The organism is Stenotrophomonas sp. NPDC078853, assembly GCF_044901215.1.
Classification (GTDB): domain Bacteria; phylum Pseudomonadota; class Gammaproteobacteria; order Xanthomonadales; family Xanthomonadaceae; genus Stenotrophomonas; species Stenotrophomonas lacuserhaii.
In genome coordinates, this window is record NZ_JBJDOQ010000008.1 from 131,873 (window position 1) to 154,567 (window position 22,695).

The 22,695-nt window shown below is 67.7% G+C and carries 26 protein-coding genes; 14 read left to right on the top strand and 12 right to left on the bottom strand.

All coding sequences use genetic code 11. The features are described 5' to 3' along the window. Positions 1 to 4: 4 nt before the first annotated feature. From ACI2JH_RS10545 to ACI2JH_RS10565, 5 genes are all read left to right on the top strand, one after another. Positions 5 to 592 (top strand): 5-formyltetrahydrofolate cyclo-ligase, encoded by a 588-nt coding sequence (locus ACI2JH_RS10545; RefSeq protein ID WP_182657598.1) that lies wholly within the window; start codon positions 5 to 7, stop codon positions 590 to 592. Beyond that, on the top strand, positions 589 to 1,068 hold the full coding sequence (locus tag ACI2JH_RS10550) for an EVE domain-containing protein (RefSeq protein ID WP_101098206.1): 480 nt from the start codon (positions 589 to 591) through the stop codon (positions 1,066 to 1,068). Before ACI2JH_RS10545 ends, ACI2JH_RS10550 begins: the two co-directional genes overlap by 4 nt. Before the next feature lie 27 nt (positions 1,069 to 1,095). Next, entirely contained in the window at positions 1,096 to 1,743 is a 648-nt protein-coding gene (gene rpiA, locus ACI2JH_RS10555) for a ribose-5-phosphate isomerase RpiA (protein WP_404736149.1), read from the top strand. A gap of 61 nt (positions 1,744 to 1,804) precedes the next feature. Next, positions 1,805 to 2,251: a DUF192 domain-containing protein gene (locus ACI2JH_RS10560; RefSeq protein ID WP_404736150.1), complete on the top strand. Its 447-nt coding sequence runs from the start codon at positions 1,805 to 1,807 to the stop codon at positions 2,249 to 2,251. Between the two features lie 88 nt (positions 2,252 to 2,339). Next, positions 2,340 to 3,185: a SirB1 family protein gene (locus tag ACI2JH_RS10565; protein ID WP_101098203.1), complete on the top strand. Its 846-nt coding sequence runs from the start codon at positions 2,340 to 2,342 to the stop codon at positions 3,183 to 3,185. 21 nt (positions 3,186 to 3,206) lie between these two features. Here ACI2JH_RS10565 and ACI2JH_RS10570 read toward each other — a convergent pair whose 3' ends face one another. Further along, on the bottom strand, positions 3,207 to 3,431 hold the full coding sequence (locus ACI2JH_RS10570; protein WP_404736151.1) for a rubredoxin: 225 nt from the start codon (positions 3,429 to 3,431) through the stop codon (positions 3,207 to 3,209). A 49-nt stretch (positions 3,432 to 3,480) separates the two neighbouring features. On the opposite strand from ACI2JH_RS10570, the gene thiE reads away from it, so the two are divergent. Together thiE and hemL are read left to right on the top strand one after the other, a co-directional pair. After that, complete coding sequence (gene thiE, locus ACI2JH_RS10575; RefSeq protein WP_319278689.1) at positions 3,481 to 4,116, top strand: thiamine phosphate synthase; 636 nt, start codon at positions 3,481 to 3,483, stop codon at positions 4,114 to 4,116. Then, positions 4,113 to 5,393 (top strand): glutamate-1-semialdehyde 2,1-aminomutase, encoded by a 1,281-nt coding sequence (hemL, locus tag ACI2JH_RS10580; protein WP_349998335.1) that lies wholly within the window; start codon positions 4,113 to 4,115, stop codon positions 5,391 to 5,393. Before thiE ends, hemL begins: the two co-directional genes overlap by 4 nt. Here hemL and azu read toward each other — a convergent pair. Further along, complete coding sequence (gene azu / locus ACI2JH_RS10585) at positions 5,390 to 5,839, bottom strand: azurin (RefSeq protein WP_319278684.1); 450 nt, start codon at positions 5,837 to 5,839, stop codon at positions 5,390 to 5,392. The genes hemL and azu overlap by 4 nt on opposite strands. Before the next feature lie 107 nt (positions 5,840 to 5,946). Here azu and ACI2JH_RS10590 point away from each other — a divergent pair, with 107 nt between their 5' ends. Next, complete coding sequence (locus tag ACI2JH_RS10590) at positions 5,947 to 6,561, top strand: HAD-IA family hydrolase (protein WP_404736152.1); 615 nt, start codon at positions 5,947 to 5,949, stop codon at positions 6,559 to 6,561. A gap of 31 nt (positions 6,562 to 6,592) precedes the next feature. On the opposite strand, the gene ACI2JH_RS10595 is transcribed toward ACI2JH_RS10590, so the two are convergent. Beyond that, positions 6,593 to 7,819 carry an acetylornithine transaminase gene (locus ACI2JH_RS10595; protein WP_404736153.1) on the bottom strand — a complete coding sequence of 409 codons (1,227 nt, stop codon included), beginning with the start codon at positions 7,817 to 7,819 and terminating at the stop codon, positions 6,593 to 6,595. Positions 7,820 to 7,884: 65 nt separating this feature from the next. On the opposite strand from ACI2JH_RS10595, the gene ACI2JH_RS10600 reads away from it, so the two are divergent. After that, entirely contained in the window at positions 7,885 to 8,760 is an 876-nt protein-coding gene (locus ACI2JH_RS10600) for an ion transporter (RefSeq protein ID WP_101098198.1), read from the top strand. Between the two features lie 38 nt (positions 8,761 to 8,798). On the opposite strand, the gene ACI2JH_RS10605 is transcribed toward ACI2JH_RS10600, so the two are convergent. The 3 genes from ACI2JH_RS10605 to ACI2JH_RS10615 all read right to left on the bottom strand — a co-directional run bounded on the left by ACI2JH_RS10605 (position 8,799) and on the right by ACI2JH_RS10615 (position 11,366). Further along, a complete protein-coding gene (locus ACI2JH_RS10605; protein ID WP_404736154.1) occupies positions 8,799 to 9,737 on the bottom strand; it encodes a YiiG family protein in 939 nt (312 codons plus the stop codon). Positions 9,738 to 9,808: 71 nt separating this feature from the next. Beyond that, positions 9,809 to 10,627, bottom strand: a complete 819-nt coding sequence (locus tag ACI2JH_RS10610) for an SDR family oxidoreductase (protein ID WP_404736155.1) — start codon at positions 10,625 to 10,627, stop codon at positions 9,809 to 9,811. Positions 10,628 to 10,703: 76 nt separating this feature from the next. Then, positions 10,704 to 11,366, bottom strand: a complete 663-nt coding sequence (locus tag ACI2JH_RS10615; protein ID WP_101098195.1) for a serine/threonine protein kinase — start codon at positions 11,364 to 11,366, stop codon at positions 10,704 to 10,706. 96 nt (positions 11,367 to 11,462) lie between these two features. On the opposite strand from ACI2JH_RS10615, the gene ACI2JH_RS10620 reads away from it, so the two are divergent. Next, positions 11,463 to 13,454, top strand: coding sequence for a bifunctional DedA family/phosphatase PAP2 family protein (locus ACI2JH_RS10620; RefSeq protein WP_101098194.1), 1,992 nt, complete (start codon positions 11,463 to 11,465; stop codon positions 13,452 to 13,454). Between the two features lie 11 nt (positions 13,455 to 13,465). Here ACI2JH_RS10620 and ACI2JH_RS10625 read toward each other — a convergent pair whose 3' ends face one another. The 3 genes from ACI2JH_RS10625 to ACI2JH_RS10635 all read right to left on the bottom strand — a co-directional run bounded on the left by ACI2JH_RS10625 (position 13,466) and on the right by ACI2JH_RS10635 (position 16,290). Beyond that, the gene (locus ACI2JH_RS10625; protein WP_182657586.1) at positions 13,466 to 14,044 is read right to left on the bottom strand and encodes an LON peptidase substrate-binding domain-containing protein; all 579 of its coding nucleotides are present in this window, start codon (positions 14,042 to 14,044) and stop codon (positions 13,466 to 13,468) included. Beyond that, entirely contained in the window at positions 14,041 to 15,405 is a 1,365-nt protein-coding gene (mpl, locus tag ACI2JH_RS10630) for a UDP-N-acetylmuramate:L-alanyl-gamma-D-glutamyl-meso-diaminopimelate ligase (protein WP_404736156.1), read from the bottom strand. The genes ACI2JH_RS10625 and mpl overlap by 4 nt, the downstream gene beginning before the upstream one ends. A gap of 315 nt (positions 15,406 to 15,720) precedes the next feature. Then, complete coding sequence (locus tag ACI2JH_RS10635; protein WP_042614999.1) at positions 15,721 to 16,290, bottom strand: adenylate kinase; 570 nt, start codon at positions 16,288 to 16,290, stop codon at positions 15,721 to 15,723. A gap of 135 nt (positions 16,291 to 16,425) precedes the next feature. Between ACI2JH_RS10635 and ACI2JH_RS10640 the strand changes: the two genes are divergently transcribed. Beyond that, entirely contained in the window at positions 16,426 to 17,682 is a 1,257-nt protein-coding gene (locus ACI2JH_RS10640; RefSeq protein ID WP_404736157.1) for a 6-phosphofructokinase, read from the top strand. A gap of 111 nt (positions 17,683 to 17,793) precedes the next feature. Here ACI2JH_RS10640 and ACI2JH_RS10645 read toward each other — a convergent pair whose 3' ends face one another. Further along, positions 17,794 to 18,297: a hypothetical protein gene (locus ACI2JH_RS10645; protein WP_404736158.1), complete on the bottom strand. Its 504-nt coding sequence runs from the start codon at positions 18,295 to 18,297 to the stop codon at positions 17,794 to 17,796. Between the two features lie 241 nt (positions 18,298 to 18,538). On the opposite strand from ACI2JH_RS10645, the gene ACI2JH_RS10650 reads away from it, so the two are divergent. Beyond that, positions 18,539 to 20,566, top strand: a complete 2,028-nt coding sequence (locus tag ACI2JH_RS10650) for a sodium-translocating pyrophosphatase (RefSeq protein ID WP_404736159.1) — start codon at positions 18,539 to 18,541, stop codon at positions 20,564 to 20,566. 99 nt (positions 20,567 to 20,665) lie between these two features. After that, positions 20,666 to 20,923, top strand: coding sequence for a DUF2789 domain-containing protein (locus tag ACI2JH_RS10655; RefSeq protein WP_101098188.1), 258 nt, complete (start codon positions 20,666 to 20,668; stop codon positions 20,921 to 20,923). A gap of 10 nt (positions 20,924 to 20,933) precedes the next feature. Here the strand turns inward: ACI2JH_RS10655 and ACI2JH_RS10660 are convergent, their stop codons facing one another. Then, positions 20,934 to 21,386, bottom strand: coding sequence for a hypothetical protein (locus ACI2JH_RS10660; RefSeq protein ID WP_349998329.1), 453 nt, complete (start codon positions 21,384 to 21,386; stop codon positions 20,934 to 20,936). Next, entirely contained in the window at positions 21,383 to 21,931 is a 549-nt protein-coding gene (locus ACI2JH_RS10665; protein ID WP_404736160.1) for a hypothetical protein, read from the bottom strand. Before ACI2JH_RS10665 ends, ACI2JH_RS10660 begins: the two co-directional genes overlap by 4 nt. A gap of 156 nt (positions 21,932 to 22,087) precedes the next feature. Between ACI2JH_RS10665 and ppa the strand changes: the two genes are divergently transcribed. Beyond that, positions 22,088 to 22,624, top strand: a complete 537-nt coding sequence (gene ppa / locus ACI2JH_RS10670) for an inorganic diphosphatase (RefSeq protein ID WP_042614993.1) — start codon at positions 22,088 to 22,090, stop codon at positions 22,622 to 22,624. Positions 22,625 to 22,695: the final 71 nt, after the last annotated feature.

Here is a 22,695-nt window from a genome sequence, read left to right on the forward strand (position 1 = left end):
CTCGATACCCGCCCCCCGCAACGCGCTGCGCGCCGAACTCAGGCAGCGTCGCCGTGACCTGCCCGCTGCCGCCCGGATCGACGCCGCCGACCACCTCGCTGCACGCCTGCTGGCCCTGCCGTTCGCCCCGCAACGCGGGCATGTGGCCGGTTACTGGGCGATGGATGGCGAAATCGCCCTGCACCGCTGGCAGTTGACCTTGCCCGACACGGTGGCCTACTGCCTGCCGGTGCTGCACGAAAACGTCCTGCGCTTCGCGCCCTGGCGTCCGGGCCAGGCGCTGCGGCAGAACCGTTTCGGCATTCCCGAACCCGACCTGGACCCTGCCGATACGCTGGATGCCGGCGCGATGGACCTGGTGGTGACCCCGCTGGTCGGCTTCGACGCACAGGGCGGCCGGCTGGGCATGGGAGGGGGCTGGTATGATCGCAGCTTCGCCTTCCGGCACGACCGCCCTGCACCGCCGTGGCTGGTCGGCGCGGCATTTGCCGTGCAGCAGGTCGATGCGTTGCCGGTCGCGTCCTGGGACGTGGCGGTGGACGCCATCTGCACCGAAGCCGACACCCTTTTCGCCTCGCACGTGACCGCATGACCGCCCGCAAGCGCTACTGGCTGATGAAGTCCGAACCGGACGCCTTTTCCATCGACGACCTGCAACGCGTCGGCACCGAGCCCTGGAACGGCGTCCGCAATTACCAGGCGCGCAATTTCATGCGCGACGGGATGCACGTCGGCGACGGCATCCTGTTCTACCACTCCAACACCAAGGTGCCCGGCATTGTCGGCATCGCCACGGTGGCCAGTGCCGCCTATCCCGATGACACCCAGTTCGATCCGCAATCGGACTACCACGACCCCAAGGCCACCCGCGAAGAGCCGCGCTGGATGCTGGTGGACGTGGGCTTCGAGCGCAAGCTGGAGCGCGTCATCGCGCTGGATGAAATCAAGCTGCACGCCGATGCGCTGGGCGAGGGTTTTCCGCTCACCGCCAAGGGCAACCGCCTTTCCGTTTTCCCGGTGACTGCCGCGCAGTGGAAGCTGCTGCTGTCGCTGGAACGCAGATCCTGATCCTGATCCTCCATCGAGACCGCCCGCATGTCCGAAGCCAAGCGCCTGGCCGCTGAAAAAGCCATCGAATACGTCGAAGACGGCATGATCGTCGGGGTCGGCACCGGCTCCACGGTCGCCTACTTCATCGATGCGCTGGGCCACATCCAGCACCGCATCAAGGGCGCGGTGTCCAGTTCCGAACAGAGCACCGCGCGCCTGAAGCAGCTCGGCATCGAGGTGCTGGAGCTCAACCACACCGGCACGCTGTCGCTGTATGTCGACGGCGCCGACGAGTGTGATCCGGGCAAGTGCCTGATCAAGGGCGGCGGCGCCGCACTGACCCGCGAGAAGATCATCGCCGAGGCCAGCGAGCGCTTCATCTGCATCGTGGACCCGTCCAAGCAGGTGCCGGTGCTGGGGCGGTTCCCGCTGCCGGTGGAAGTGATCCCGATGGCACGCAGCCTGGTCGCCCGCCAGATCCGCGACATGACCGCCGGCCAGCCAACCTGGCGCGAGGGCGTGGTGACCGACAACGGCAACCAGATCCTGGACATCCACCACCTGCAGATCACCGATCCGGAAAAGCTCGAGCGTGAGCTCAACCAGCTGCCCGGCGTGGTCTGCGTGGGCCTGTTCGCGCGCCGCCGCGCCGATGTGGTGATCGTCGGCGGCGAACCGCCGGTGGTGCTCTGATTCCCTGCGGGGCGTGCGCTGCAAGGCCCGCCTGACCGTTTCCCCTCTCAAGGAAAACCCCATGTCGATCCGTTCCCTGCTCCTGCTGCCGCTGCTCGCGCTGGCCGGCTGCGCCACCGGTGCGTCCCAGCACTGGGTGGAGCTCGATGGCGCCCGCTACAAGGTGGAACTTGCGCAGAACGATGAAACCCGCGCGCGCGGACTGATGTTCCGCGACAGCCTGCCCGAAGACCACGGCATGCTCTTCATCCACGAGCGCGAGGAACCCCTCGCCTATTGGATGAAGAACACCCGGATCGGCCTGGACATCCTGTACTTCGACAGTGCACGCAGGCTGGTCAGCCAGCAGCGCGATGTGCCGCCGTGCTCGGCGGGTGACCGTTGCCCGCCGTATCCCAGCAGTGGGCCGGCACGCTACGTGCTGGAGCTCAACGCCGGCCAGGCGGAGAAGATCAAGTTGAAGGACGGCACTGAACTGAAACTGGGCCCGGGCATCCCGCCGCTCTGACCGCAAGGACCAGGATGCCGGTCGTCGGCCGGCATTCTTTCACCTGCTGCAGCTTGAAACCTTGCGGCATTGCCGCCAGTCTGTAGGCATGCAGGAGCGCATCACATTGCCCGACTGGGACACCCTGGCCGAACTCGACGACGAGTCGCTGCCACTGCTGCCCACTGCGTTGCTGATCGCGCGCGACGAGTATCCGGCACTGGACCCTACGGTGTACGACGCGACGGTGCAGGCCCATGTCGACCACCTGCGCGCGGAAGTGGAGATCATCCCTTCAGCACCGCTGAAGATGGCCGCGATCAACCGCCATCTGTTCGATGAGCTGGGTTACAGCGGCGACCACGACGAATACTACGATCCGCGCAACAGCTACCTCAACGAAGTCTTCGAACGCCGCCTGGGCAACCCGATCTCGTTGGCCCTGGTGCAGATGGAGGTCGCGCGGCGGTTGGGCATCGCGCTGGATGGGGTGTCCTTCCCCGGCCACTTCCTGGTACGCCTGCCGATGGAAGAAGGAATGCTGGTGATGGATCCGTTCAACGGCGGCCGGCCGCTGGGCGTGGAAGAACTGCGCGAGCGCGCAAGCTCCCACCTGGGTGGCCAGCGACCGGATGACCAGGTGCTGGCGCAGATCCTCGATGCCGCGCCCAGCCGCGCGATCCTGATGCGCATGCTGCGCAACCTGCAGGGCGTCTATGCGGAAAACCACCAGTGGGACCGTGCGGCGCGCAGTGCCGACCGCCTGCTGAAACTGGCACCGGAAAACGACGATGCGCTGCGCGATCGCGGCCTGGCCTACCTGAAGCTGGAGTACCTGGCCGGTGCGCGTCGCGACCTGGGGCGTTACGTGCAGCGCAATCCCGATGCGGGCGACGCGCAGGCCCTGCGCGAGAAACTGGTGGACCTGGGCGGGCCGCGCACGCGGCTGCATTGAGCGGCCGCTACGACGCCCGCCTCAGTCCAGCTCGACCATCTCGAAGTCATCCTTGCTCACCCCGCAGTCCGGGCAGGTCCAGCTTCCGGGGACATCTTCCCAGGACGTGCCCGGCGCGATGCCCTCCTCGGGCAGCCCGTCCGCTTCGTGGTACAGGAATCCGCAGACCACGCACATCCAGGTGCGCAGCCGGGCCCGGGGGGTGTCGCTCATCGGATGTTCCCCTTCAAAATGACGTCCTTCCATGCATTTTCCGGCCATTGTCCCATCGTGGCCACGCAACCGGTAGCCATCCATGTCCCAAGCACCTGCCACGCCTCGCGGCGTGTACCTGATCACCCCCGACGAAGCCGATACCGCGCGCCTGCTGGCCCGTGTCGAGCCCCTGCTCGCCGCCGGCGCCACGTGGCTGCAATACCGCAACAAGACCGCCACGGCGGCCCTGCGCCACGAGCAGGCGACCGCGCTGCAGGCGCTGTGCGGACGTCACGGCGTGCCGCTGCTGATCAACGACGACGCAGCGCTGGCGCATGCGGTCGGCGCGGCCGGCGTGCATATCGGTGAAGACGATGGGGGCGTGGCGGCGGCACGCGCGCTGCTGGGGCCGGCGGCGCTGATCGGTGCGTCCTGTTACGACGAACAGATGCTGGCGCAGCAGGCGGTCGCCGCGGGCGCCAGCTACGTGGCCTTCGGCGCCTTCTTCCCCAGCCGCAGCAAGGCGACCACCCGCCGCGCCACCCCGGAGCTGCTGCGGCAAAGCGCCGCACTGGGCGTGCCGCGGGTGGCGATCGGCGGGCTGACGCCGGACAATGTCGGTCCCGTCATCGCCGCCGGTGCAGACCTGGTGGCGGTGATCAGCAGCGTGTTCGAGGCCGCCGACCCGGTCTCCGCCCTGCGTGCCTATCTCGCCTGCTTCAAGGATCCCGCATGAACCACGACCAGTCCCACGCCCTGTTCACCCGCGCCCAGGCGCTGCTGCCCGGTGGCGTCAATTCGCCGGTGCGCGCGTTCAAGTCGGTGGGCGGCGAGCCGTTCTTCGTCGAACGCGCCGACGGCGCCTACCTGTACGACGTGGATGGCAACCGTTACATCGACTACGTCGGTTCGTGGGGCCCGATGATCGTCGGCCACAACCACCCGGCGGTGCGCCAGGCCGTCAAGAAGGCCGCTGACAGTGGCCTGTCCTTCGGCGCGCCGTGCGCGGCGGAAGTCACCATGGCCGAGACGCTGACCCGGCTGGTGCCCTCCTGCGAGATGGTGCGGATGGTCAACTCCGGTACCGAAGCCACGCTGTCGGCGATCCGCCTGGCGCGCGGTGCCACCGGCCGCAGCCGCATCGTCAAGTTCGAAGGCTGCTACCACGGCCATGGCGACTCGTTCCTGGTCAAGGCCGGCAGCGGCATGCTGACCCTCGGCGTGCCGACCTCACCGGGCGTGCCGGCCGGCCTGAGCGAGCTGACCCTGACCCTGCCCTACAACGATTTCGATGCCGCCACCGCGCTGTTCGAAGCCCAGGGCGAGCAGATCGCCGGCTTGATCATCGAACCGGTGGTCGGCAATGCCAATTGCATCGCGCCGCGCGAGGGCTACCTGCAGCACCTGCGCGAGCTGTGCACGCGCTTCGGCACCGTGCTGATCTTCGATGAAGTAATGACCGGGTTCCGGGTTGCGCTGGGCGGCGCACAGGCGCATTACGGCGTCACCCCGGACCTGACCACCTTCGGCAAGATCATCGGCGGCGGCATGCCGGTGGGCGCTTACGGCGGCAAGCGCGAACTGATGCAGCAGATCTCACCGGCCGGCCCGATCTACCAGGCCGGCACGCTGAGCGGCAATCCGGTGGCGATGGCCGCGGGCCTTGCGATGCTGGAGCTGGTGCAGCAGCCGGGCTTCCACGCGCAGTTGTCGGCGCGCGCCGCGCGCCTGTGCGCGGGGCTGGAACAGGCCGCCGCCGAGGCCGGCGTGAGCGTGACCACCACCCAGGTGGGCGGCATGTTCGGCCTGTTCTTCACCGACCAGAAGGTAGAGACCTATGCCCAGGCCACTGCCTGTGACATCCCCGCCTTCAACCGTTTCTTCCACGCGATGCTGGAACAGGGCGTGTTCCTGGCCCCGTCCGCCTACGAGGCGGGCTTCCTGTCCAGCGCACACGACGACGCGGTGATCGAGGCCACCCTCGCCGCCGCCCGCATCGCCTTCAAGGCCTAACCGAACACCAGTCTGCCCTTCATCATCGCGAAGTGACCGGGGAACGAGCAGAAGAAGGTGTAGTCGCCGCCTTTCTGCAGGGCGCGGGTGGAGAACCGCACGCTGGTACTCTGCCCGCCGCCGATCACCTTGGTATGCGCCAGCACGCGCGGATCGCCCTTGGGCAGGTAGCTGTCGGCGAGCGTGCCGCGCATGCCGGCCATTGCCACCGGTTGGTAATCGGCGGTGCGCGTCAGCACCCAGTTGTGGCCCATCGCGGTGGCCGCCATGCGGCCGGTGTGGCGCAGTGTCAGGGCCACTTCGGTGCAGTCGGCGGCAAGCTTGATCTCGCGCGCGCTGAAGGTCATCTGGTCGGTGCTGTCGATGTTCACCGCGCAGACGCGCGCCATTGCCGCCGGCGCCAACAGCACCGCGCCCAGCCCTGCCCCCCATGCCCATTGCTTCATCGTTGGCTGCTCTTGGTTGTTGGTGCGCCCCATTGTAGGAAAGCAGGGCGGCGCGCGGCTGTGACCGGCTGTCGCAGCCGCGCCGGCATATCGGGCATCCTTCGGTCATGAAACCGAGCATCGAGTTGCTGCTGCTGGACGTGGATGGCGTGCTGCTGGATTACCAGCGCAGCGTGCGTGTGCGGCATATCGCCCACGGCCTGTGCGTGGACAGCGCGCAGGTGCAGCAGGTGCTGTTCGAAACTGGCCTGGAAACGCGCTACGACAGCGGCATGACCGATACCGCCGCTTACCTGCGCGCGTTGAGCGAGGGCCTGCAGGCCGAGGTCAGCGAGGCGCTGTGGATCCAGGCACGGCTGGCGGCATCGCGGCCGCGCGCCGAGGTGGTGCAGCGGATCCTGGCCCTTTCCGAATCCGTGCGCATCGGTGTGCTGACCAACAACGGGCCGTTGATGGCCGAGGTGCTTCGCGCCCTGCTGCCGACGCTGTGCCACCGCGTGGGCGAGGGCCTGCTGTGCAGTGGCGCGCTGGGTGGCCGCAAACCTGATCCGGCGCTGTACCTACGCGCGCTGCAGCGACTGCAGGCCGCGCCGTCGCGCACGCTGTTCATCGATGACCTGTTCACCAACGTGCGCGGTGCGCGGCTGGCCGGCCTGCAGGCCGAAACCGTGCGCGACGGGCGCAGCGTGGGCCGCTTGCTGAAGCGCCACGGCCTGCAATGACGGCCGGAGGCCGTCACTGCGTCCGCAGCGCTCAGCGTGCGGCGATATAGCTGGCCACGGCTGCGCGCAGGCGCTTGAGGCCTTCGGCGATTTCCTCGTCGCTGATGTTCAGCGAAGGCACGAAACGCAGCACGTCCGGACCGGCCTGCAGGGTCAGCAGGCCGTGTTCGGCGGCGTGGTCCAGGATCACGCCGGCCTGGCCCAGGTGCTCCTTGGACAGCACCGCACCGAGCATCAGCCCGCGTCCACGCACCTGCCCGAACACGCCGAACTCGGCGTTGATGCGCTCCAAGCCCTCGCGCAGCGCGCGTGACTGGCGCTCGACGTTGGCGGCGATTTCATCGGAAGCCAGCTTGCGCAGCGCCACCCGTGCCACCGCAGCGGCCAGCGGATTGCCGCCGAAGGTGGTGCCATGGGCCCCGAACTGCATGGTCTCGGCGACCTTCGGGCCGGCCAGCATCGCACCGATCGGGAAACCGCCGCCGAGCGCCTTGGCCAGGGTCACCATGTCCGGCACCACGCCATCCTGCCAGTGCGCGAACAGGGTACCGGTGCGGCCCATGCCGGCCTGGATCTCATCCAGCACCAGCAGCGCACCGTGCTGGTCGCACAGTTCACGCACGCGCTTGAGGAAGCCCGGCGAGGCCGGCATCACCCCGCCCTCGCCCTGCACCGGCTCCAGCATCACCGCGGCCACGTCACCGGCGGCCATCGCGGTTTCCAGCTGCACTTCATCGTTGAAATCCACGTAGCGGAAGCCCTGCGGCAGCGGCTCGTAGCCTTCCTGGTACTTCGGCTGGGCCGTGGCGGTCACTGCCGCCAGGGTGCGGCCGTGGAAGCTGCCGCGGAAGGTGACGATGACCCGCCGATCCGCCGGGCGCCCCTGCGAGGAGGCCCACTTGCGCACCATCTTGATCGCCACTTCGTTGGCTTCGGCACCGGAGTTGCACAGGAACACGCGCTCGGCGAAACGGCTGGCCTTGACCAGTTCCTCGGCCAGGTGCAGCGGCGGGGCGCTGTAGAACACATTGCTGGTGTGCCACAGCTTGCCGGCCTGTTCCAGCAGCGCCGCCGTCAGGTCCGGATCGTTGTGGCCCAGGCCGCACACGGCGATGCCCGCCGCCAGGTCGATGTATTCGCGGCCCTGCGAATCCCAGACGCGCGCGCCCTGCCCGCGCTCGAGCACGACCTGGCGCGGCTTGTACACCGGCAGGTAGTAGTGCGACAGGGAAATCAGGGGGTCGGTGGCGGCGGTCATGGCGGTCCGGCGAGCTTCGGAAAGCGCCCATTCTCGCCCCGCAGCCGGTGCGGCACAATGCGCCCATGCGCCCTTTCTCCGCTCCACAGCTCAATCCCGCCAGCGCCACCGGCTGGCGCCGGTACTGGTTCGACATCATCTACCGCCACGACACCCAGCCTTCGCGCAACTTCGACCTGCTGCTGGTGTTGGCGATCATCGCCAGCGTCATCGTGGTGATGGTCGACAGCGTGCAGCACCTGCACCTGCGCTGGGCCGCAGGCCTGTACGTGCTGGAATGGGCGTTCACGGCGATGTTCACGCTGGAATACGTGCTGCGGTTGGCGGTGGTGAAGCGCCCGCTGCGCTACGCGGTCAGCATCTGGGGAATCATCGACCTGCTGTCGATCCTGCCGACCTACCTGTCCCTGTTCATCCCCGGCGCGCAGAGCCTGCTGGTGGTGCGTGCGCTGCGCATCCTGCGGGTGTTCCGCATCCTCAAGCTGACCCGTTACATCGAAGAAAGCGGCGTGCTGATGCTGGCGCTGTGGCGCAGCCGGCGCAAAGTCCTGGTGTTCCTGTTCACGGTCATCACCATCACCATCATCGCCGGTGCGCTGATGTACCTGATCGAAGGGCCGCACAACGGCTTCACCAGCATCCCCAGCAGCATGTACTGGGCGGTGGTGACCATGGCCACGGTCGGCTTCGGCGACATCGTGCCGCAGACCATGCTCGGCCGCTTCGTCACCTCCATCCTGATCCTGATCGGCTACAGCATCATCGCGGTGCCGACCGGCATCTACACCGCCGAACTGGCCAGCACGATGCGCGAGGCCGAGCACAACGAGAAACGCGATGGACGTGGCTGCCTGCGCTGCGGGCTGGAAGGCCACGCGCCCGACGCACGCTACTGCCGGCAGTGCGCCGAGCCCCTGCCGGAACTGTTCAACCAGGTGTAACGGGCGGGCGGCGCAGGCGCGCCCCCGCCCTGCCGACCTCAACGTGCCATGCGGTTGCTCATGTCGACCAGGTCGTTGTAGCTGGCCAGCAGTGCCGGCGCGGTGCCGGACGGCGGCATGCCACCGCTCTCCAGCAGGATCTGGTCACTGCGGCTCAACGGCTGGTTGGCCTGCAGGCGTTCGATGCGGCGCCCGCCCTCGCTGGCCAGCTTGTCCGCCGAACGCTCCATGTGGCCCCACATCGGATCGCCCTGGCCGATCTTCGCCTTGGCCGCTTCTTCCAGCACGGCCTGGTAGCGCGCCAGTTGTGCACGGCCGGCGGCGAGGTCCGGCGCGTCGCCGTCCAGCACCTTCACCAGCTGCTTGCCCTCGCCGATGATGCTCAGGTGGTAGAACGCCGCACTGCGTCCCTCTTCCTTCTCGATCGCTGCGATCTGCTCCTTGCGGCGCTGGTCTTCGTTCGCTTCCAGCGCCGCATCCATCGCATCACCGGCTTCGAAGAACGCCGAATAGGCCTGCATCAGCGGCGCATGGCGCTGGCGCATGCCCTCACCGCCATCGCGCTTGTAGTCTTCGCGATCGTAGTAACGCACGGCATCGCCGATCTTCTCGTTGAGCGCGGTGAAGGTTTCCTGGTAACGGCGCGCGGCCGGATCCAGCGCCGCATTGGCCGGCTGCTGTGCCAGGGCGGCGGTCAGCGGCGCGCTGCAGAACTCGACGCGGTGGGACAGCACCGTGCCCGGTGCGCGTACGGTTTCTTCCTTGCCGGTGGGGCCGGCCGCCGGATCGGCGATCCACGAAACATAGCGCTGGAAGCTTTCCTGGATCGGCTGCTGCACACCGTTGAAGCAGGCGATGTAGGCGTTGATCTTGTCGGCGCCCTCATTGGCGGCAGGCGTCGATGCGCCCTTCTGGCAGGCGGCCAGGCAAAGCGCAACGGAGGCGGCGAGCAAGGCCGTACGGAAGGTCGGATTCATGGGGTACTTCCCTGTTGGAAACGATTACAGCCGCGCACCATAGCAGACGCCGCTGTCAACGCGCCGTTGAATCAATCCAGGAAAAGATCCGGCAGCAGTCGATGCGCGGGATCCACCGCGTAACCGGAAAGATCGGTCACGCCGGCCGCGGCGAGCACCTCGTCATCGAGCAGGAACTGGCCGTGGAAGCCGGCCGCTTCGCGCACCAGCACCGCGTGCGCGGCATCGGCCACGATCTGCGGCGTGCGGCAGCCCTGCACGTCCACGCCCGGGATCATGTTGATCGCATCGGTGGCGATCACCGTGCGTGGCCACAGCGCATTGACGGCCACGCCGCGTGGGCCGAACTCCGCCGCCAGCCCCAGCGTGACCAGGCTCATGCCCATCTTGGCCAACGTATAGCCGGTATGCGGCCCCCACCACTTCGGGTCCAGGCTGGGCGGCGGCGCCAGGCTCAGGATGTGCGGGTTGGGCGCCTGCAGCAGGTACGGCAGGCAGGCCTGCGCGCACAGGAAACTGCCACGCGCGTTGACCTGCTGCATCAGGTCGAAGCGCTTCATCGGCGTCTCCAGGGTGCCGCGCAGCCAGATCGCACTGGCATTGTTGACCAGGATGTCGATGCCGCCGAAGGTGTCCACGGCCGCTGCAACCGCCGCCTGCACCTGGTCTTCCTCGCGGATGTCGCACTTCAGCGCCAGCGCCTGCCCGCCAGCGGCGGTGACCGCTTCGGCGGCACTGTGGATGGTGCCGGGCAGTTTCGGGTTGGCCACCGAGGATTTGGCCGCGATGGCCACGTTGGCGCCATCGCGCGCCGCACGCAGGGCGATCGCCAGCCCGATCCCGCGCGATGCGCCGGTGATGAATAGAGTCTTGCCCTGCAGGTTGGACACCACGTTTCTCCTGGTCACCGGCCAACGCCGACGCTGCATTATGCGCGCGGCCACCGCGCGCGGTCGCAGTGCGGCCTCAGGGCTTGGGCCCCTGTCCCTCGTTGTCTTCCCAGTGCAGGATGCGCCGGGTGACGAAACGATAGACCGGCTTGCCGGTGGCGAACCACAGCTCACGCACCCACGAGGTGCGCTTGAGCACGCGCATTTCCACCGGCGTCAGCGATCCGCGGCAGTACATCCGTTTGTGCTTGAGCAGGTGGCGCAGGTCTTCGCGCGCCAGCAGGCGCATCCAGCGCGAACGCGGGTTGCCGATCACCGCCAGCTGGAAATCGATCAACGCCGGATGCCCGGCTTCGGTCACCAGCCAGTTGGCTTCCTTGGCCAGGTCGTTGTGTGCCACCCCGCGCCGGTGCAGGTCCTGCAGCAGACGGCGCGCATCATGGAACCAGGCCACGTCGCCGCGTGGCGGCCGCTGGTACATCGCATCGCCGGCCATGAAGCTGCGGTCCAGCCAGCGGCCGTCCCATGCCAGCAGCTTCGGCACCGCCTGCATGCCATCGATGTGTCGCAGCGCGCGCGCTTCGCGTCGTGCCAGCCACCAGGCAGGCACCCGCAACCACCACGGCGTAGCACCCAGGTCGCGACGCACGAAATGGCCTTCGGCCTGCTGCACCAGCAGGATGCGGCCGAAACTGTCTGACTTGAGCGCGTGCTGCGCGAGCGTGCGGTTATCTGCCATGGCCCATTCTAGGCGATCCCTCCAGGCGAGCCACGTGTCTCGATCAGCCTGCATCAAGCAGGCAACCAGTCACCTGCACGCCTTTATAATCCGGCGATGGACTCTTCATGGATCGACGCCACCCTCGCCTGGATTGCCGCCAATCCGGTGCTTGCCGGTGCAGCCATCTTCCTCATCGCCTTCTGCGATGCGGTCATCATCCTGGGCGCCATCGTGCCTGCCCTGCCGTTGTTGTTCGCGGTGGGCGTGTTCATCGGCCTGGGGCAGATATCCGGCCCGTATGCGGTGGCCTGTGCGGCGCTGGGCGCGTTCGCCGGCGATGGCATCAGTTACTGGATCGGCCGCCGCTGGGGCGACCGGCTGCGCGGCGTGTTCCCTTTCAGCCGCTATCCGCAGCTGCTGGACCGCGGCGAAACGATGTTCCGCCGCAATGCCTTCAAGAGCATCCTGGTGGCCCGTTACGTCGGCGCCATCCGGCCGTTCGTGCCGGCCATCGCCGGCATGATGAAGATGCAGGCCAGCCGCTACATGCGGGCCAGCGCCATCGCCAGCGTGTCCTGGGCGGTCCTGTTCCTGTTGCCGGGCTGGGTGCTGGGCGGCGCGTATGACGCCGTCGCGGCGGTCGCCGGGCGGCTGGTGGTGGTGGTTGGCCTGCTCGGCGTGATTCTCGGGTTGGTGTGGGCCATCGTGCTGTATGGCTATCGCTGGTCGGCCGCACGCATGGATACCTGGCTGGCGCGGCTGCTGGACTGGTCGCAGCGCCACCCCACGCTGGGGCGTTACTCGGTGTCGGTATTCGATCCGCAGCGGCGCGAATCGGTGCCGCTGGCGATGCTGGCGCTGATGCTGCTGGTGCTGGGCTGGTGCTGGTTCGCACTGCTGATGGTGGTGGTGGCGCACGGCGAACCACTGCGCATCGACCTGGCCGTGCACCACGCGATGCTGGCACTGCGCAACCCGCTGGCCGACTACCCGATGGCCGCGCTGGCTTCGCTGGGCGCCTGGCAGGTGCTGCTGCCGGCCACCGCGGTCGGCATGGGGTACCTGCTGTGGCGTCGGCGCTGGATGGCCGCCGCACACTGGCTGGCGGCACTGGCCTTCGGCCTGGCACTGACGATGCTGCTGGGCGCCACCGTGGACGTGGTGCGCCCGCCGGATGCCAGCAGCGGCTTCGGCTTCCCGTCCGTCTCGGTAACCATGGCGACGATCACCTTCGGTTTCTTCGCCGTGCTGATCGCCCGGGAGCTGCCTGGCCGGACCCGCGTCTGGCCCTACCTGGTGTCCGGTTTCGTGGTCAGCCTGATCGGCTTCTCGCGCATCTACCTCGGCGCGCACTGGCTGAGCGATGTGATCGGCGGCATGTTGTTCGGGCTGTTCTGGCTGCTGGTGCTGGGCATCGCCTACCGCCGCCGCTTCAACCGTTCGTTCTGGGTCAAGCCGGTCGCCTGGCTGTTCTACGGCACCTTCCTGGTGGCGGCGGTGTGGTACGCGCCGCGCAACATCCCGGTCAAGCTGGAACGCTTCGAACCGCACCAGGCCGCCCCGGCGCCGCTGCAGGCCGATCGCTGGTGGCAGCAGGACTGGCAGACCATGCCGGCGCGTCGCAACGAATTCGACGATGACCAGCGCTGGCCGCTGGACGTGCAGGTGGCCGGCCCGCTGGCCCCGTTGCAGGCGCGGCTGGAATCACAAGGCTGGAGGATGCAGCCGCAGGCCGGATGGGAACAGGCCTTGTTGATGCTCGACCAGGACACCGGCCCGGAAGCGCTGCCGGTGCTGCCGGCCACGCTGGATACGCAGGTGGAAAGCCTGCTGATGGTGCGCGATGGCGAGCGGCCGGACGAGCGCCACGTGCTGCGCCTGTGGCCGGCGACCAAGGTGCTGCAGCCGGGCGACGTGCCGCTGTGGCTGGGCAGTGCGCAGACGCTGCGTTTCACCCGCCACTTCGAGTGGATCGGCATGTGGCATCCGCTGCGCGGGATCGACCCGGCGATGGCGGCGGTCAAGGCATCGGTGGACGGCCTGCCGATGCAGGAAGGCGTGCATCCGGGATCGGGCCTGCCGGTGCTGCGCCTGCGCACCGAATAACGCCTCGGCCGTTACGGGATCCAGCCCAGCAGCAGGTCCAGGCGGGCGTGGACATCGTCGAGCTGCAGCAACTGCAGCCGCTGGGATTCTTCCAGCGGCAGCAGCTGCGCCAGCTGCCAGCCTACCCAGGATGCCTGGTCGAGCAGCGCCGGCGTGGCAGGTGCATAGTCCTCACCGGCCTGTTCGATGATGTGCTGCAGCAGGGTCGACAGCAGCGCGTGCTGCGGCCGGAGTTCGTCGTCGGTATCCGGCGCGCACCAGCGCACCTCGCCCACCACCAGCCCGTTGTCGCGCACGCGGGTCTGCTCGACGTGGAAGCGCCGCGCACCGCGCAGCCGCAGCTGCAGCACGCCATCGCTGCCCATGTCGAAATCATCCACCCGGGCTTCCACGCCGAAGGCTGCAGGCACCGCAGGCGCGCCTGCTTCATCACCCTGCAGGATCAGGCACAGCCCGAATCCACCGCCGTCGCGGCTCGAATCACGCAGCATGTCCAGGTAGCGCCGCTCGAACACGCGCAGGCCGATGCTCGCACCCGGCAACAGCACCGCGTGCAACGGAAACAACGGCAGCGTCGCGACCACGCTCATGCCCCCTGCAGCTGCGCCAGGAAGCGGCGCGGCGCGGCATCGAAGCCGCCATTGGACATGAACACCACGTGGTCACCGGCTCTGGCGAGGGCGTCCAACCGGGCCAGCAACGCGTCGGTATCGGCCACCGCCAGCGCCTGGCCGCGCACCGCGTCCATCACCGCGGCGGCATCCCATTCCAGCCCGGGCCGGTGCAGGAACACCACCGCATCGGCCAACGCCAGCGAAGGCGCCAGGGCCTCGGCGTGTGCGCCCAGCCGCATCGAATTGCTGCGGGGCTCCATCGCCACCACGATGCGCGCATCGCCCACCTTGGCACGCAGGCCCTCCAGCGTGGTGGCGATGGCGGTGGGGTGATGGGCGAAGTCGTCGTACACGGTAATGCCGCCGGCCTGGCCGATCACTTCCAGCCGCCGTTTGACGCTGTGGAAGCGTGACAACGCCGGCAGCACGTCGGCCAGCACCACGCCCACGGCGTGTGCGGCGGCCAGCGCAGCCAAGCCATTGAGCACGTTGTGGCGGCCCAGCAACGCCCAATGGACCTCGCCCACCCGCTGACCGCGATGATGCACGATGAACGCGCTGCCATCGGCGCGCAGCAGTTCGGCGTGCCATTCCAGCGTCGCATCGAAACCGAAGCGCTCCACCGGGGTCCAGCAGCCCATCGCCAGCACCTCGGCCAGGCGCGGATCCTCGCCGTTGACGATCAGCCGGCCGCGCGCCGGTACGGTGCGCACCAGATGATGGAACTGGCGCTGGATCGCCGCCACGTCCGGGAAGATGTCCGCGTGGTCGTATTCGAGGTTGTTGAGGATCGCCACCAGCGGCCGGTAGTGCACGAACTTGCTGCGCTTGTCGAAGAAGGCGGTGTCGTACTCGTCGGCCTCGACCACGAACTCGCGGCCCTGCCCCACCCGTGCGGACACGCCGAAATCCTCGGCGACCCCGCCGATCAGGAAGCCGGGCGCGCGCCCTGCGCTTTCCAGCAGCCAGGCCAGGATGGTGGTGGTGGTGGTCTTGCCATGCGTGCCGGCCACGGCCAGTGTGTCACGACCTGGCAACACCCGCTCGCTGAGCCACTGTGCGCCGGAAATATAGCGCTGGCCGGCGTCGAGCACCGCTTCGACGGCGGGATTGCCGCGCGAAAGGGCATTGCCGATGACCACCTCGGCACTGTCCGGCGGGACGCTGTCGGCACGATACCCCTGGTCCAGCTGGATCCCCAGCGTTTCCAACTGGGTCGACATCGGCGGGTAGATCGCCTGGTCGCTGCCGCTGACGCCATGTCCCAGCTCACGCGCCAGTGCGGCCACGCCGCCCATGAAGGTGCCGGCGATTCCAAGAATATGTACGTTGCTCATGACCCGCATTGTTACCGATCGGCCCGGTGGTGGGCCATCCTGACAAGCAGAAGGTCAGATAAGTCCGACAGACAGCTCAGACAAAGCCAAAGACATGTCAGGGAAATCCTGATAGCGGCTGCCTATGAACATAGACACAATTCACAGTGCCAGCCGCAGTTCCCAACCGGTCCTACTCCCCAAGAGGCCATCCCCATGGGAGCTCACGCTGCGGGGCCCTGAGCAAGCCCACCGCTGGCTTTAACATGACACAGGCCTGGTCCGAAGGGACCAGGCCTGTGTTTTTTCAGGCGCGAACCGCAGGCCTCGACGGCCTCATCCGGCCTTCGGCAGCACGGCGTGGATGCGCGCTTCGACTTCTTCCAGCTCGCCGATGCCATCCAGGCGCGCCAGGGTGCCCCGTTCGGCATAGAAATCCACCACCGGCGCAGTCTGCTCGGTGTAGACCTGCAGGCGATGGCGGACCGAATCCGGATTGTCATCCGCACGGCCCTGCTCCTTCGCACGGCCCGCCAGGCGCTCGATCAGCTGGTCGGCATCCACGTCCAGCTGCACCACCGCATCCAGCGGCTGGCCGATGTCGGCGAGCACGCCGTCCAGTGCCTTGGCCTGGGCCACGTTGCGCGGATAGCCATCCAGGATGAAGCCCTTGGCCACGTCGTCCTGCGACAGGCGCGAACGCAGCATGCCGAGCAGGATCTCGTCGGACACCAGGTTGCCGGCATCCATCACCGCCTTGGCCTGCTTGCCCAGCTCGGAGCCAGCGGCCACTTCGGCGCGCAGCAGGTCGCCGGTGGAAATGTGGGCGATGCCGAGCTTTTCCTTCAGGCGGGTTGCCTGCGTACCCTTGCCCGAACCGGGCGGCCCCAACAGAACCAATCGCATCTAGCTGACTCCAACGTGTTGAAATTCATGAACGCACGGCGTCCGGACGGACCGGTATCGCTGCACCGCAATACCCGCACTTTACCGCATCCGGGTAATGTCCCTGCAATGTCCCTGTCCCGACACGAGGTTCCGATGCGCCCAGGCACCCTGCTCTACGCCCAGTCAGGTGGCGTCACCGCCGTCATCAATGCCACCGCTTCGGCGGTGATCCAGGAAGCCCGCGCACGTGGTGTCAAGGTGCTTGCCGCACGCAACGGCATCCTCGGCGCGCTGCGCGAAGACCTTATCGATACCTCGCGCGAGCCGATCAGTGCCATCCGGGCGCTGGCCCACACGCCCGGCGGCGCGTTCGGGTCCTGCCGTTACAAGCTCAAATCCCTGCAACAGGATGCAGCCCGTTACGACCGGCTGCTGCAGGTGCTGCAGGCCCATGGCGTGCGCTGGTTCCTGTACAACGGCGGCAATGATTCGGCCGACACCGCGTTGAAGGTGTCCGAACTGGCGCGCGAGCGCGGGGTCGAGCTGAGCTGCATCGGCGTGCCCAAGACCATCGACAACGACCTGGCCGTGACCGATACCTGCCCCGGCTTCGGCTCGGCGGCCAAGTACACCGCGGTATCGGTTCGCGAGGCGGCGCTGGACGTGGCGGCCATGGCCGAGACCTCCACCCGCGTGTTCATCTACGAAGCGATGGGCCGCCACGCCGGCTGGCTGGCAGCGGCAGGCGGATTGGCCGGTACGAACCCGGACGAGGCCCCGCAGGTGATCCTGCTGCCGGAACGCGCCTATGACGAAGCGGCCTTCCTGGCCAAGGTAAGCGCGGTGATCGAACAGGTGGGCTACTGCGTGGTGGTGGCCTCCGAAGGCATCGCCACGGCCGATGGGACCTTCGTCGCCGATGCCGGCGGCAGCAAGGATTCTTTCGGCCACACCCAGCTCGGCGGCGTGGCCGCGCACCTCGCCGGCCGGGTCAAGGACCAGCTAGGCCTGAAGGTGCACTGGACCGTGCCTGACTACCTGCAGCGCTCGGCACGCCACATCGCCTCCCGGACCGACTGGGAACAGGCGCAGGCGGTGGGCAAGGCGGCGGTGCGGTTGGCGCTGGCCGGCCACAACGGGGTGATGCCGGTGATCGTGCGCAGCAGCGACAAGCCCTACCGCTGGAAGATCGAATCGGCGCCGCTGGCGAAGATCGCCAACCATGAGAAGAAGATGCCGGCCAGCTTCATCCGCAAGGACGGTTTCGGCATCACCGAAAAGGCCCGGGCCTACCTGCAGCCGCTGATCAAGGGCGAAGCCCCCCTGCCCTACGGGCCGGACGGGCTGCCGAAGTACGTCACACTGAAGAATGTCGCGGTGAAGAAGAAGCTGGAGCCGTTCGAGGCCTGAGGCTGATACCGGTAGCGCCGAGCCATGCTCGGCGGCTTCTCCGGGCCGTGCATCGGTGTCCGATCCAGGCCGCGTGTGGCGCCCGCCGAGCATGGCTCGGCGCTACCAGTTCTACTGGCAGGCCTTGCCTTCCATCTGCAGCTGCGCGGCGAACATCGTCACCTTCGGGATCGCGCCGCTGCTGGCCTGCTTCTTGGCGTCTTCCAGATAGATGCGCGACTGGCCCTGGCCGTCGCGTTCGGTGGTCAGCGCCACCGGCAGCCGCCACACCCGCACCACGGCCTGCTGGGCCGGACACGCCGCCGACGGCACCCGGATCACGTCGTTGAGCTTCCAGCCCTTGGCCTCGCTCGGCTGCGCCTTGGCGTAATCGACGAAGCGCGCCCGCGGCTGGCACTGCTCGCTGGTGCGTACCGGTGCGAAGCGGTAGGGCTGCGCCGCATCACCGGTGAAGGTGCCTTCCAGCCGCGCGCAGGCTTCGGGAATCTGGCGCAAGGTATGCACCGCGCCGACCGCCTGGGCGGCGCCCACCGCACGCTGCAGCTCGGGCGTTTCCACCGCCAGCGCCGGCAGCGCCGGGGCCAGCAGGGCCATCATCAATACGGGCAGGCGCATCGGTGTTCTCCACGACAGTAGTGGCCGCACGGTCGCAGAGCCTGGCTTAACCGCGCGCAAAGGCGCTGGCGCCTGCTGGCCCCGGACCGCATACTGCGGCCACCAGGGAATGCTGAACACCGCCATACGTCGGACGACCATCACGGTCAGTTACGGGTTGGTTACAAGGCTGCAGCCCGTCGTCCCCCTCGTGGTGAAGTTCACCACCGCTGGATGTCTTTCATCCACATCGGGAGAGGTCATGCTGGAACGTCACGGGCTGTCATTGGCGCTGCTGTGCGCCGTCATCGCAATCCTGTTCGGAATAGTCTCGGTGCGCTGGATCCTGCGCCAACCCAGTGGCAATGCACGCATGGCCGAGATCGCCGGCGCGATCCAGGAAGGTGCCCGTGCGTACCTCAACCGCCAGTACCTGACCATCGGCATCGCCGGGGCGGTGCTGTTCGTGCTGGTCGGGATCTTCCTGAGCTGGTACACCGCGATCGGCTTCGCGATCGGCGCGGTACTGTCCGGTGCCGCCGGCTACATCGGCATGAACGTCTCGGTACGCGCCAACGTGCGCACCGCCGAAGCGGCGCGGCATGGCATCAGCGCGGCGATGGACGTGGCGTTCCGCGGCGGCGCGATCACCGGCATGCTGGTGGTCGGGCTGGGACTGCTGGGCGTGGCCGGCTACTACGCCATCCTGCTGCGGCTCGGCCTGGACGTGGCGCAGGCCCTGCATGCACTGGTCGGGCTGGCCTTCGGCTCCTCGCTGATCTCGATCTTCGCGCGCCTCGGCGGCGGCATCTTCACCAAGGGCGCGGACGTCGGCGCCGATCTTGTCGGGAAGGTGGAAGCCGGCATTCCTGAGGATGATCCGCGCAATCCCGCCGTCATCGCCGACAACGTCGGTGACAACGTCGGCGACTGCGCCGGCATGGCCGCCGACCTGTTCGAGACCTACGCGGTGACGGTGATCGCCACGATGCTGCTGGGCAGCCTGATGATCGCCGAAGCCGGACGCAACGCGGTGCTGTATCCGCTGGTGCTGGGCGGGGTGTCGATCATCGCCTCGATCATCGGCGCGCTGTTCGTCAAGGTGAAGCCGGGCGGATCGATCATGGGCGCGCTGTACAAGGGGGTGATCGTGTCCGGCGTGCTGGCGGCGATCGCTTTCTATCCAGTCACCACCGCATTGATGGATGACAATGTATTCGGGCCCTACGCGCTGTACGGCTGCGCCCTGATCGGCCTGGTGCTGACCGGGCTGATCGTGTGGATCACCGAGTACTACACCGGCACCCAGTACAAGCCGGTGCAGCACGTGGCGCAGGCGTCCACCACCGGCCATGGCACCAACATCATCGCCGGGCTGGGGATCTCGATGAAGTCCACCGCGCTGCCGGTGATCGCAGTGTGCGTGGCGATCTGGGGCGCGCATGCGCTGGCCGGGTTGTACGGCATTGCCATCGCGGCCACCGCGATGCTGTCGATGGCCGGCATGATCGTCGCGCTGGATGCCTACGGCCCGATCACCGACAACGCCGGTGGCATCGCCGAAATGGCCGACCTGCCGCCAGAAATCCGCGCCATCACCGATCCGCTGGATGCCGTCGGCAACACCACCAAAGCGGTCACCAAGGGCTATGCGATCGGCTCGGCGGCGCTGGCTGCGCTGGTGCTGTTCGCCGATTACACGCACAACCTGCAGGCGGCCAATCCGGGCATCGAGTTCCGCTTCGACCTGTCCGACCATGAGGTGATCATCGGCCTGCTGATCGGCGGGTTGATTCCCTACCTGTTCGGTGCGATGGCGATGGAAGCGGTAGGCCGCGCGGCAGGCGCGGTGGTGGAAGAAGTCCGCCGCCAGTTCCGCGAGATCCCGGGCATCATGGAAGGCACCGGCAAGCCGCAGTACGACCGCGCGGTGGACATGCTGACCCGTTCTGCGATCCGCGAAATGATCGTCCCGTCCCTGCTGCCGGTCGCCGTGCCGGTGGTGGTCGGCCTGCTGCTGGGACCGCGCGCGCTCGGCGGGTTGTTGATCGGCACCATCGTCACCGGACTGTTCGTGGCCATCTCGATGACCACCGGCGGCGGCGCGTGGGACAACGCCAAGAAGTACATCGAGGATGGCAATTTCGGCGGCAAGGGCAGCGAAGCGCACAAGGCCGCGGTGACCGGCGACACCGTGGGCGACCCCTACAAGGACACCGCAGGACCGGCGATCAATCCGCTTATCAAGATCATCAACATCGTGGCACTGCTGCTGGTGCCACTGCTCTGACAGCGGCGGGCGCGATGGGATGGGCACATCCATCACATCGCGCCCGCGCAGGGTCCCGGCATAATGGCGGTGACCTTTCCCAGCAGATGCAGCGATACGATGATCACCACCGAACCGAACATGACCAACCTGTTCCTGCAGCTCGGCCTGGACGCCGGTGAAGCGGACATCGCCGCCTTCATCCTGCAGCACCAGCTGCCGGCGCAGACCAAGGTCACCACGGCCTCGTTCTGGAGCGAAGGGCAGCGTCATTTCCTGGCCGAGTCGCTGAAGTCGGACAACGACTGGGCGATCGTGGTGGATGAGTTGAACGAAGCACTGCACAGCGACGCCACCGCGCAGGCGAATCCGGCCTGAGCCGCAGCGCTCAGAGGCAGTCGGTCAGCGCCTGGTAACTGCTGACATCCGTGCCGGGCAATGGCGTATCCAGCGCGTCCGGCCCGCGCAGGCGCTCCAGCAGGGCCGCCAGCGATGTACCCGGCACCACCGGCAGGCGGCAGGCCCAGGTCCGCGCATCCACCGAAGGCTTCGGATCAAAGGATCCGACCGAGGCATGGCTGCCGGCAAAGCTCCACAGACATGCGGCGACCGTGCCGCCATCGCGGGAGACCGCACAGCGCAGCTGCAGGGCACGCAGGTTGCCGTAGTCGCCTTCGCAGAAGGTGTCGCCGCAGATGTAATCGAAGCCGCGCACCAGCGCGCGTTCCATCACCGCGAAGGCCGCCTCGCCCGCGCCCGCGCTGGGGTAATCCCGTGCATCGACATGGCTGCCCGCGGCGAGCGGTGCAGCCGCAAGCAGCAGCATTCCGGCGATGATCATGAGGCGGCGCCCTGCTTGGCCAGGCACCGCGCAACGGCCTGCCGCAGGCTTTCGGCCGCGCCGGGCAGCCGAACCGCCAGCGGATCGTCCACCTCCAGCGCTGCGTGGAAGGCGTCCACTGCGACGGCGTCGCCGAGCGGCAGCACGCAACGCCAGACCACCACGTCGGGGTCGATGCTGCCTGACGCGCGCACCTGCAGATCGCTGCCGGCGATGACCCAGACGCACGCCGCGACCGTGGCGTCGGCCACCCGGACCGAACAGCGCAGCTGCATCGGCCACAGGAATCGCCGGGGCAGGCAGGCCCCTTCGCCACATGCCATGTGGAAGGCACCGGCCAGATGGTCCTCCAGGGCATGGAACCGGTCCCAGTTGGCCTCCGGGGCCGGATGGTCGACCAGATCGATGAAGGTCGCCGGCCCCGGTGATCGGGGCGCCAGCGGCCCATCCGCAGCAACGGCGATGCCGGCGACCACCAGCAGGCTGCTGATTGCCCACGCCGCGGGACGCCCGGAACGTACCTTCAAGTCATTGAAGAAAAACATGAATCACCCCTTCGGCAGGTGTATCCATCCTCCCCCTGCGCGGCCGTTCGCTCCATCAGAGAACCTCGTGGTGCCGGTCGCGGGCATGCCGCAGCACGCTGCCGGGCAAACGCATAAAATGGTCTTCTTTTTTCGCCCCACAACCGGAGTACACCCATGGGTCTGGAACTCGTCTCCCCCGGCAAGAACCCGCCGGAAGAAATCAACGTCATCATCGAGATCCCGAAGGATTCCGAGCCGGTGAAGTACGAAGTGGACAAGGACACCGGCGCGATCTTCGTCGACCGCATCCTCTCCACCCCGATGCGCTACCCCTGCAACTACGGCTACGTGCCGAGCACCCTGTGTGGCGATGGCGACCCGGCCGACGTGCTGGTGGTGCTGCCGCTGCCGCTGATCCCCGGTTCGGTGGTGCGCTGCCGTCCGGTGGGTGTGCTGAAGATGAGCGATGAAGCCGGCAGCGACGAGAAGATCCTGGCCGTGCCGATCTCCAAGGTGTTCAGCGGCTACGCCCACGTGGAAGACATCGCCCAGGTGTCCAGCCACTGGCTGGAGCGCATCGGCCACTTCTTCGAGCATTACAAGGACCTGGAGAAGGGCAAGTGGGTCAAGCTGGACGGCTGGGCCGGCGCTGCCGAAGCCAAGGCGATCCTGGTCGAAGCCCACCAGCGTTACCTCGACGGCAAGGCCTGAGCCTTCCGTCCGTCGCCCTGGCCTCCCCGCCAGGGCGGTGCAGTTCGCGGTTTTCGGCCTTGTGGCACATC